The sequence below is a fragment of the Malikia granosa genome (assembly GCF_002980595.1).
Classification (GTDB): domain Bacteria; phylum Pseudomonadota; class Gammaproteobacteria; order Burkholderiales; family Burkholderiaceae_C; genus Malikia; species Malikia granosa.
In genome coordinates this window covers 1-9,662 of sequence record NZ_PVLQ01000119.1, presented here as the reverse complement: position 1 = coordinate 9,662, position 9,662 = coordinate 1, and the positions used below count along the sequence as shown (strand labels likewise).

Here is a 9,662-nt window from a genome sequence, read left to right as displayed (position 1 = left end):
GGGGGGCGGGCGGGCCGGGGGCCGGCCGGTCCCGCCGGCAACCGGTCCGTGCGCCAAGCCGGTCGGTCGGCGGCCGTGACTTGGGTCTCGTACTCAGGCCAGCTGCAGGAAGGTGAGCACCGCGTCGAGCTGCGCCGATTCGAAGTCGCTCAGCGCGTGGTCGCCGTCCTCGAGCAGCCGCAGCTGCACGCCGGGGTGGCGCGCGACCATCTCGCGCCAGTCCAGTACCTCGTCGCCCTTGGCGATGATGGCCAGGCATTGCCCGGGGTGGGGCAGGGTGCCGCCCTCGATCGCGCGCAACTCGTCGATGTATTCCGGCCTGAAGTAGAAGGACTGGGCCGGGTCCTGCCAGCTGCTCTGCTCGCCGATGTACCTGGCCAGGTCGCGCGCCGGCTGCACGGCCGGGTTCAGCAGCACGGTCCTGGCGCAGCCGGTCTCGGTGGCGAGCCGCGCCGCATAGCAGCCGCCCAGCGAGGAGCCGACCACCGCCATCGATTCGCGCGGCCAGTCGGCCGTCAGTTCGCGCATCAGCGCCAGCGCCGCGGCGGGCGAGGGCGGCAGCTGCGGGCAGCACCAGCTCACGGCCGGATGGTCGCGCCGGACCCGTTCGGCCATCAGCCTGGCCTTGGCCGATTGCGGCGAGGAACGGAAGCCGTGCAGGTAGAGCAGATGCGTGGTTCTCATGCAAGCAGGATAATCCAGCCCCATGTCCGTCGTGTTCGAAAAACCTCCCCTCTGGCAACGCCTGCGCCCCGCCTTCGAAGGCTTCGATGGCGTGCTCGCGCTCGCCGTCGCCTTGCTGATCTGCGGCGGCATGCTGGTGATGTATTCGGTCGGCTACGACAACGGCAGCCGCTTCTACGACCATGGCCGCAACATGCTGATCGCGCTCGGCGTCATGTTCGCGATCGCGCAGATCCCGCTGCAGCGCCTGTCTGCCCTGGCGGTGCCGCTCTATTCGATCGGCGTGGCCCTGCTGGTCGCGGTCGCCTTGTTTGGCATCACCAAGAAGGGCGCGACGCGCTGGATCAATATCGGCGTCGTGATCCAACCGAGCGAGATCATGAAGATCGCGATGCCGCTGATGCTGTCCTGGTGGTTCCAGAAGCGCGAGGGGGCGCTGCGTCCGCTCGACTTCGCGGTCGCCGGGCTGATCCTGCTGCTGCCGGTCGGGCTGATCATGAAGCAGCCCGATCTCGGGACCTCGCTGCTGGTGATGGCCTCGGGCCTGGCCGTGATCTTCTTTGCCGGGCTGAGCTGGAAGCTGATCCTGCCGCCGATCCTGCTCGGCGCGGTCGGCATCGTGACCCTGATCCTGATGGAGCCGCAATGGTGCGCGCCCGATGTCGACTGGAAGATCCTGCACGAGTACCAGCGCCAGCGCGTCTGCACCCTGCTCGACCCGACGCGCGACCCGCTCGGCAAGGGCTTCCACATCCTGCAGGGCATGATCGCGATCGGCTCGGGTGGCATCTGGGGCAAGGGCTTCATGCAGGGCACGCAGACCCACCTCGAGTTCATTCCCGAGCGCACCACCGACTTCATCTTCGCCGCCTTCTCGGAGGAGTTCGGCCTGGTCGGCGTGGTCTGCCTGGCGCTCGCGCTGCTGTTCCTGATCTCGCGCGGGCTCAAGATCGCGCTCGAGGGGCCGACGCTGTTCGCGCGCCTGCTGGCCGGGGCGGTGTCGCTGATCTTCTTCGTCTACGGCTTCGTCAACATGGGCATGGTCAGCGGCATCCTGCCGGTGGTCGGCGTGCCGCTGCCCTTCATCAGCTACGGCGGCACCGCGATGGTGACGCTGGGTGCGGGACTCGGCATCCTGCAGGCGGTCGCGCGCGCCCGGCGGCTGGTGCAGACCTGAGGCACAAAACCTACAATGCGGGCATGATCGCCCGTGAACCCACCCTGGCCCGCCTGGCCGTCGCCCAAGACCTGCTGCTCTCGCCCTACGGCCTGGACGAGAAACACCTCAAGCGCGCGCTGGGCGAGATCCTCGTGCCCGGCGTCGACGATGCCGACCTCTACTTCCAGTACACCCGCGCCGAGGGCTGGAGCCTGGAGGAGGGCATAGTCAAGACCGGCAGCTTCAGCATCGACCAGGGCGTGGGCGTGCGCGCCGTCAGTGGCGAGAAGACCGCCTTCGCCTATTCCGACGACCTGAGCTGGACCGCACTGCTCGACGCCGCGCACAGCGTGCGCGCGATCGGCGCCCAGGGCCAGAGCCTGAAGGCCAAGGTCGGCGCGCGCAAGGTCGCCAAGTCGCGCAGCCTGTATGCCGGGCTGGACCCGATCGCCACGCTCGACAGCAGCGAGAAGGTCGCGCTGCTCGAGAAGGTCGAACGCCTGGCCAAGGCCAAGGACCCGCGCGTGGTGCAGGTGATGGCGGGGCTGGCGAGCGAATACGACGTGGTGCTGGTCGCGCGCGCCGACGGCACGCTGGCGGCCGACGTGCGCCCGCTGGCGCGGCTGTCGGTGACCGTGATCGCCGAGCAGGGCGGCCGGCGCGAGGTCGGCACCGGCGGCGGCGGCGGCCGCTTCGGCCTGGACCGCTTCGACGACGCGCTGTTGCAGGAGTATGTCGACGACGCGGTGCGCGCGGCGCTGACCAACCTCGAGTCGCGCCCGGCGCCGGCCGGCCAGATGACGGTGGTGCTCGGTCCGGGCTGGCCCGGCGTGCTGCTGCACGAGGCGGTCGGCCATGGCCTGGAAGGCGACTTCAACCGCAAGGGCAGCAGCGCCTTCAGCGGCCGCATCGGCCAGCGTGTCGCGGCCAAGGGCGTGACGGTGCTCGACGACGGCACCATCGCCGACCGGCGCGGCTCGCTCAACGTCGACGACGAGGGCTGCGCCAGCCAGAAGAACGTGCTGATCGAGGACGGCATCCTGAAGGGCTATATCCAGGACAGCCTGAACGCGCGCCTGATGGGCGTGGCGCCGACCGGCAACGGCCGGCGCGAGAGCTATGCCCACCTGCCGATGCCGCGCATGACCAACACCTACATGCTGGGTGGCGACCGCGACCCGCAGGAGATCATCGCCAGCATCAAGAAGGGCCTGTACGCGACCAACTTCGGCGGCGGCCAGGTCGACATCACGAGCGGCAAGTTCGTCTTCAGCGCCAACCAGGCCTGGTGGGTCGAGAACGGCAAGCTGCTCTATCCGGTCAAGGGTGCGACCATCGTCGGCAGCGGCCCGGAGTCGCTCAAGAAGATCACGATGATCGGCAACGACCTCGCGCTCGACAGCGGCGTCGGCACCTGCGGCAAGGACGGCCAGAGCGTGCCGGTCGGCGTCGGCCAGCCCACGCTGCGCATCGACGGCCTGACGGTGGGCGGCACGGCTTGAGCCGGGCTGCCGCGATCCTGACTTACCCGGATTGCCGGGTTTGTCAGAAAACCGTCCGCTTTCCTGTGCTATATTGATTCGCATGAAGGCAGCTCGCTTCTACTTTGCTTACTTTTGGTTCTCAAGCGTCACCGACGGCAGAGAGAGTTGAGCACAGCCCCAAGCGCCCAAGCCCCCTCATCAAAGACCGTCGGAAGCCCCGGCGGTTTTTTTTTACCTGTCACACCCCGCATCCCCCACTTTCCAGGAGTTCCGCGATGACCAAGCCCCACCAGCCCGCGACCGATGTCTGGTCCTCCCACCCGGCCGACCGCACCAGCCGTACCGACGACCAGCGCATCCAGGACATCACCGTGCTACCTCCGCCCGAGCATCTGATCCGCTTCTTCCCGATTGCCGGCAGCAAGACCGAGAAGCTGATCGCCGACACCCGCCGCACCATCCACGACATCATCCAGGGCAAGGACGACCGGCTGCTGGTCGTGATCGGCCCCTGCTCGATCCACGATCCGGAAGCGGCGCTGGACTACGCGCGCCGCCTGCAGCCGCTGCGCGAGCAGTTCGCCGACACGCTCGAGATCGTGATGCGGGTCTACTTCGAGAAGCCGCGCACCACGGTGGGCTGGAAGGGCCTGATCAACGACCCCTACATGGACGAGAGCTACAAGATCGACGAGGGCCTGCGCATCGCGCGCCAGCTGCTGATCGACATCAACCGCATCGGCCTGCCGGCGGCCAGCGAGTTCCTCGACACCATCAGCCCGCAGTACATCGGCGACCTGATCAGCTGGGGCGCGATCGGCGCGCGCACCACCGAGAGCCAGGTGCACCGCGAGCTGGCCTCGGGCATCTCGGCGCCGATCGGCTTCAAGAACGGCACCGACGGCAACATCAAGATCGCCACCGACGCGATCCAGTCCGCCAGCCGCGGCCACCATTTCCTGTCGGTGCACAAGAACGGCCAGGTCGCGATCGTGCACACCAAGGGCAACCCGGACTGCCATGTGATCCTGCGCGGCGGCAAGACGCCCAACTACGACGCCGCCAGCGTCGCGGCTGCCTGCAAGGAGCTCGAGGCCGCCGGCCTGCCGGCCACGCTGATGGTCGACTGCAGCCACGGCAACAGCAGCAAGCAGCATGAGCGCCAGATCGTCGTCGCCGACGAGATCGCGGCCCAGCTCAGCGCCGGCTCGCGCCAGGTGTTCGGCGTCATGGTCGAGAGCCACATCAAGGGCGGGGCGCAGAAGTTCACGCCCGGCAAGGACCAGGTGTCCGGCCTCGAGTACGGCAAGAGCATCACCGACGCCTGCATCGACTGGGACAGCTCGGTCCGCGTCATGCAGACGCTGAGCGACGCGGTCAAGGCGCGCCGGGGCTGAGCGCGGCGGGCAGGGCCTGTTCCTGCCCCTATAATCATTTCCATGTTGAAAAACCGTTCGACCCGACGCATCACCGCATGGCTGTCCATGCTGGTGCTGGTGTTGAACGCCCTGATGCCGCTGGCCGCCCAGGCCGTGGCGGCATCGACCCCCGGCAGCCAGTGGCAGGAGATCTGTACCACTGTCGGCATGGTCCGCTTGCCGCTCGACGACTCGGAGCGCCAGCCGGCGGATTCGGGCCTGGCGCAGTCGCAGGACTGTCCGTACTGCCACCTGCACGCCGGCCACGCCGGTCTGCCGCCCGCGGCGATCGATCCCGTCGCCGTCCTGCCTTTGCGCGAGATGCCGCCCGCCTTCTTCCAGGCGGCGCATACCTCGTCGGTCTGGCTGGCCGCGCAGTCGCGCGCCCCTCCCAGCCTGAACTGACCCCTTCCTAGCCTTCCCCTGCGGGGAAGCCATCGGGCTTGACGCGGCTGCCCTGGCAGCGGCGCGGCCCTGGTCAGATCAGGAGTTTCCATTGATATCGCAAGACAAACTGCGGTGCGAGCAGACGCGCCGCGGCTGGCTGCGCCGTGCCGCCTTCTTTGCCGCCTGGCTGCCGCTCTGTGTCGCCCAGTGGCCGACGGCCGCGCTGGCCCATGGCAACCGAAGCGGCGACCTGCGCCTGCTCCATCCCTACGCCACGCCGACCCCGGGCCATGCCAGCACCGGCGCCGTCTACCTGGTCGCCATCGACAACCAGGGCGAGACGGCCGAGCGCCTGCTGGCGGCGAGCACGCCCGTCGCCGAGCGGGTGGAGTTGCACCGCCTGCAGCAGGACGGTGATGTGATGCGCATGCAGGCCGTCCCCGCCATCGCCATCCCGCCCCGGGCCCGGCTGGCCATGCGCCAGGGCAGTCCGGATGGCCATCACCTGATGCTGGCCGGATTGCGGCGCCCGCTCGTCCTGGGCGAGCGCTTCCCGCTGACGCTGCAGTTCGAGCGTTCCGGCGCGGTCAAGGTCGAGGTCTGGGTGCAGCAAGCCCCCGCGGCGGCCGGACACCCGCAGCACTGATTTTTCAACTCAATCCAAGGAAAACACATGAAGAAATCCCATGCCTGGCCTGGCGCAGGCCTGACGGCTGTCGCCCTGAGCAGCCTGCTGGTCGCCTGCGGCGGCGGCGAAGACGGTCCCCAGGCCGTCGAGATCCAGTTTGCCGCCGTTGCCGGAGAGCAACCGATCGCCTGCAACAGCACCGTGCGGCTGGGGCGCGCCAATGTCGAGGCCACGCTGAAGGACCTGCGCTTCTACATCTCGAATGCCGCGCTGTTGCGCGACGATGGCAGCGCAGTGCCGATCACCCTGGCTGGCAACGACAGCTGGAACCTGACCGTGGGCCAGGACCGCGTCACGCTGATCGACCTGGAGAACGCCTCCGGCGCCTGCCCGAGTGCGACCGGCACGGCCGCCACCCAGGCGGTGCTCAAGGGCACCGTGCCGGCAGGTCGCTATACCGGCGTCAGGATGACGCTGGGCGTGCCGTTTGCGCTCAACCACAGCCTGTGGTCGGACCCGGCCAGCGCCAAGCCGCCGCTCGACATCCAGGCCATGAGCTGGAGCTGGCAGGGCGGGCGCAAGTTCGCCAAGATCGAAGTCACCCAGCCTGCCGGGGCCAGCCCGGCCTGGTCGGCTTCGACCTTCAACTTCCACCTGGGCTCGACCGGTTGCCAGGGCAATCCGGCGACCGGCACCCAGGTCAGCAGCTGCAACGCGCCCAACCGGATGGAGTTCACGCTGTCCGCTTTCGACCCGGCGACGCAGCGGGTGGCCGTCGACTTGCGCGCGCTGCTGGCGAAGGCCGACATCACGGCCAACGCGGGTGGCGCATTGGGCTGCATGTCGGGCGGGACCGATCCCGAATGCCAGCTCCTGTTCGATGCGATCGGCGTCGACTGGAAGGCCGATGGTTCGGGCACCGGCCTGCCGGTCAATGGCGGTGCCGGCCAGGTCCTCTTCCGCGCGATCGGCAAATGAAGCGCGCCCGCGACATGACTGCAGCGCCGGACCGCCTGCCGCCAGGCGGCGGCCGCACCGGCTGGCTGGGCCGGCTGGCGCTCGCCAGCCTGGTGGCGGGCCTGGCGGCTTGCGGGGGGGGCGGTCGCTCGGAGCTGGAGGTCTTGCCCCAGGCGGCCGACCGCTGGAGCTGGGTGCTGCCGAGTGGATTTCCCGTCCCCAAGGAGCCCGAAACCAACCCGATGAGCACGGCCAAGGTGGAGCTGGGGCGCCATCTGTTCTACGACCGGCGCCTGTCGGGCAACGGCAGCCAGTCCTGCGCGAGCTGCCATTTGCAGCACAAGGCCTTCACCGACGGGCTGGCGCTGGCCCAGGGATCGACTGGGCAGTTCCATCGCCGTGGCGCGCAGCCGCTGGCGAACGTGGCTTATAACGCCACCCTGACCTGGGCCAATCCCTCGCTGGTGACGCTGGAAAAGCAGATTGAGGTGCCGCTGTTTGGCGACGATCCGGTCGAGATGGGAGTCAACGACTCGAACCAGGCCCAGGTCCTGGCCAGGATCGCGGGCGATCCCGCCTATCCGCAGCGGTTTGCGCAGGCCTTCCCGGGCCAGCCCGATCCCGTCAGCTGGGCCCATGTCATCCAGTCGATTGCCGCCTTCCAGCGGTCGCTGATCTCGGGCAACAGCCGCTACGACCAGTACACCCGGGGTCAGGCACAGCTGACGGCTGCCGAGGAGCGCGGCTTGCGGCTGTTCTTCGGCGACAAGGCCGAGTGCTTCCATTGCCATGGCAGCTTCAACTTCAACGACCAGGTCGTGCATGCGTCGAGCCGCTTCGTCGAGACGCCGTTCCACAACACCGGGCTCTACAACCTCGGCGACCGGGGCGATTTTCCGGCGCTGAACCAGGGGCTGTTCGAGTTCACGGCCCAGGCGACCGACCGCGGGCGCTTCCGCGCCCAGACCTTGCGCAACATCGAGGTCACGGCGCCCTACATGCACGACGGCAGCCTGGCCACGCTGGAGGAGGTGGTCGACTTCTACGCCGCTGGCGGACGCCAGATCAGCAGCGGGCCGCTGGCCGGGGACGGGCGCAAGCATCCCAACAAGAGCGACCAGATCGCGCCGATCGACCTCGATGCGCAGGAAAAGGCCGACCTGGTTGCCTTCCTCAAGACCCTGACCGACCACGAGTTCCTGGCCAACCCGAAGTTCGCCGATCCGTTCAGCCCGCCTTGAGCGCCAGCGCGTCGAGCAGCTTCTGGTGCACGCCGCCGAAGCCGCCGTTGCTCATGCACAGCAGCTGGTCGCCCGGCTGCACGGCGGCCAGCACCTGCTGCACCAGCTCGTCGATGCTGGCGGCGACCTGGGCGCGCTCGCCCATCGGTGCCAGCGCCGCTGCCGCATCCCAGCCCAGACCGCCCGAGTGGCAGAAGGCCAGGTCGGCCTGCTCCAGGCTCCAGGGCAGCTGGGCCTTCATGGTGCCGAGCTTCATGGTGTTGCTGCGCGGCTCGAACAGCGCCAGGATGCGCTGGTCTTGCTGGCCGGCGTGGTCGAGCTGGCGCCGCAGGCCATCGACCGTGGTCCGGATCGCGGTCGGGTGGTGCGCGAAGTCGTCGTAGACCGTGACCTCGCCCCTGTCCTGGCCGCCCAGCGCGACCTTGCCGCGCAGTTCCATGCGGCGCTTGACGTTCTGGAACTCGCCTAAAGCGCCAGCGGCCTGCGCCGGCGCCACGCCCAGGTGCTCGGCGGCGGCGATCGCGGCCAGCGCGTTGAGCTGGTTGTGCTGGCCGCTCAAGCGCCATTGCACGCGGCCGACCAGGCGGCCCTGCTGCAGCACGGCGAAGTCGCTGGCATCGCCTTCGGCCGTGAAGTCGCTGACCGCAGCACCGAAGCTGCGCTGCTCGCTCCAGCAGCCCTGGTTCAGCACGCGCGCCAGGCTTTCCTCGAGCCCGTTGAACACCACGCGGCCGGTCGATGGCACGGTGCGCAGCAGGTGGTGGAATTGGCGCTCGATCGCGGCCAGGTCGTCGAAGATGTCGGCGTGGTCGAACTCGAGGTTGTTCAGCACCGCGGTGCGCGGGCGGTAGTGGACGAACTTGCTGCGCTTGTCGAAGAAGGCGGTGTCGTACTCGTCGGCCTCGATCACGAATGGAGCCCCCACGCTGGCCGCTGTCGCGGCGGCGCTCGAGGCCTGGCCCAGCCGCGCCGAGACGCCGAAGTTCAGCGGCACGCCGCCGACCAGGAAGCCCGGCTGCAGCCCGGCCGCTTCCAGGATCCAGGCCAGCATCGAGGTGGTGGTGGTCTTGCCGTGGGTGCCGGCGACCGCCAGCACATGGCGGCCCTGCAGCACATGTTCGGCCAGCCATTGCGGGCCGCTGGTGTAGCGCGCGCCGGCATCCAGGATGGCTTCCATCAGCGGGAACTTCGGGCTGCCGTCGGGCAGGCGCGCGCGCGAGACCACGTTGCCGATCACGAAGACATCGGGCTTGAGCGCCATCTGGTCGGCGCCGAAGCCCTCGATCAGCTCGATGCCGAGCGCGCGCAGCTGGTCGCTCATCGGCGGATAGACGCCGGCGTCGCAGCCGGTGACCTGGTGGCCCGCCTCGCGCGCCAGCGCGGCGAGTCCGCCCATGAAGGTGCCGCAGATTCCGAGAATATGTATGTGCATGGCGTGATTATCGGGGCCTGTCGGCTGATTGGTCCGCGGGGAGCGGGGTGTACCCGTCTCCCTCATCCGTCCGCTGCGCGGCCGGCAAATCGGGTGCCGGGCACACCCCGCTCCCCGCTATATCGCACCAGTAGAAAAGCGAGTTAGGGCGGTACGCTTGCCTTGTTTCCTTTCTTGAGCTGCCAGCCAATGTGTCGGAGGCGGGGGGGGGGGGGTTGCCCCCCCCCTTTCCCGCCCCCCCGCCGGCGGGGGGGGGGGGGGGGGGGGGCCCC

General features: G+C 69.0%; 9 protein-coding genes. 7 read left to right on the top strand and 2 right to left on the bottom strand.

Annotated features, from left to right (window positions below):
* Positions 1-93: 93 nt before the first annotated feature.
* A complete protein-coding gene (locus C6P64_RS17285; protein WP_105749772.1) occupies positions 94-684 on the bottom strand; it encodes a YqiA/YcfP family alpha/beta fold hydrolase in 591 nt (196 codons plus the stop codon).
* Between the two features lie 22 nt (positions 685-706).
* On the opposite strand from C6P64_RS17285, the gene rodA reads away from it, so the two are divergent.
* The 7 genes from rodA to C6P64_RS17250 all read left to right on the top strand — a co-directional run bounded on the left by rodA (position 707) and on the right by C6P64_RS17250 (position 7,958).
* Positions 707-1,861, top strand: a complete 1,155-nt coding sequence (rodA, locus tag C6P64_RS17280) for a rod shape-determining protein RodA (RefSeq protein ID WP_105749771.1) — start codon at positions 707-709, stop codon at positions 1,859-1,861.
* Between the two features lie 23 nt (positions 1,862-1,884).
* Positions 1,885-3,345: a metalloprotease TldD gene (gene tldD, locus C6P64_RS17275; protein ID WP_105749770.1), complete on the top strand. Its 1,461-nt coding sequence runs from the start codon at positions 1,885-1,887 to the stop codon at positions 3,343-3,345.
* Positions 3,346-3,602: 257 nt separating this feature from the next.
* The gene (locus tag C6P64_RS17270) at positions 3,603-4,724 is read left to right on the top strand and encodes a 3-deoxy-7-phosphoheptulonate synthase (protein WP_105749769.1); all 1,122 of its coding nucleotides are present in this window, start codon (positions 3,603-3,605) and stop codon (positions 4,722-4,724) included.
* A gap of 42 nt (positions 4,725-4,766) precedes the next feature.
* The gene (locus C6P64_RS17265; protein ID WP_105749768.1) at positions 4,767-5,150 is read left to right on the top strand and encodes a DUF2946 domain-containing protein; all 384 of its coding nucleotides are present in this window, start codon (positions 4,767-4,769) and stop codon (positions 5,148-5,150) included.
* Between the two features lie 91 nt (positions 5,151-5,241).
* Positions 5,242-5,778, top strand: coding sequence for a copper chaperone PCu(A)C (locus tag C6P64_RS17260; protein ID WP_245911781.1), 537 nt, complete (start codon positions 5,242-5,244; stop codon positions 5,776-5,778).
* 27 nt (positions 5,779-5,805) lie between these two features.
* Positions 5,806-6,738: an MbnP family copper-binding protein gene (locus C6P64_RS17255; protein ID WP_105749767.1), complete on the top strand. Its 933-nt coding sequence runs from the start codon at positions 5,806-5,808 to the stop codon at positions 6,736-6,738.
* On the top strand, positions 6,735-7,958 hold the full coding sequence (locus C6P64_RS17250) for a methanobactin export MATE transporter MbnM (protein WP_245911780.1): 1,224 nt from the start codon (positions 6,735-6,737) through the stop codon (positions 7,956-7,958). The genes C6P64_RS17255 and C6P64_RS17250 overlap by 4 nt, the downstream gene beginning before the upstream one ends.
* On the opposite strand, the gene mpl is transcribed toward C6P64_RS17250, so the two are convergent.
* Entirely contained in the window at positions 7,945-9,390 is a 1,446-nt protein-coding gene (gene mpl / locus C6P64_RS17245) for a UDP-N-acetylmuramate:L-alanyl-gamma-D-glutamyl-meso-diaminopimelate ligase (RefSeq protein ID WP_105749766.1), read from the bottom strand. The two genes, C6P64_RS17250 and mpl, sit on opposite strands and share 14 nt — an antisense overlap.
* Positions 9,391-9,662: the final 272 nt, after the last annotated feature.

What these genes read in the sequence shown, in the direction of transcription:
- C6P64_RS17285 (WP_105749772.1), bottom strand. Translation starts at nt 684, where the DNA reads ATGAGAACCACGCATCTGCTCTACCTGCACGGCTTCCGTTCCTCGCCG.
- rodA (WP_105749771.1), top strand. Translation starts at nt 707, where the DNA reads ATGTCCGTCGTGTTCGAAAAACCTCCCCTCTGGCAACGCCTGCGCCCC.
- tldD (WP_105749770.1), top strand. Translation starts at nt 1,885, where the DNA reads ATGATCGCCCGTGAACCCACCCTGGCCCGCCTGGCCGTCGCCCAAGAC.
- C6P64_RS17270 (WP_105749769.1), top strand. Translation starts at nt 3,603, where the DNA reads ATGACCAAGCCCCACCAGCCCGCGACCGATGTCTGGTCCTCCCACCCG.
- C6P64_RS17265 (WP_105749768.1), top strand. Translation starts at nt 4,767, where the DNA reads ATGTTGAAAAACCGTTCGACCCGACGCATCACCGCATGGCTGTCCATG.
- C6P64_RS17255 (WP_105749767.1), top strand. Translation starts at nt 5,806, where the DNA reads ATGAAGAAATCCCATGCCTGGCCTGGCGCAGGCCTGACGGCTGTCGCC.
- C6P64_RS17250 (WP_245911780.1), top strand. Translation starts at nt 6,735, where the DNA reads ATGAAGCGCGCCCGCGACATGACTGCAGCGCCGGACCGCCTGCCGCCA.
- mpl (WP_105749766.1), bottom strand. Translation starts at nt 9,390, where the DNA reads ATGCACATACATATTCTCGGAATCTGCGGCACCTTCATGGGCGGACTC.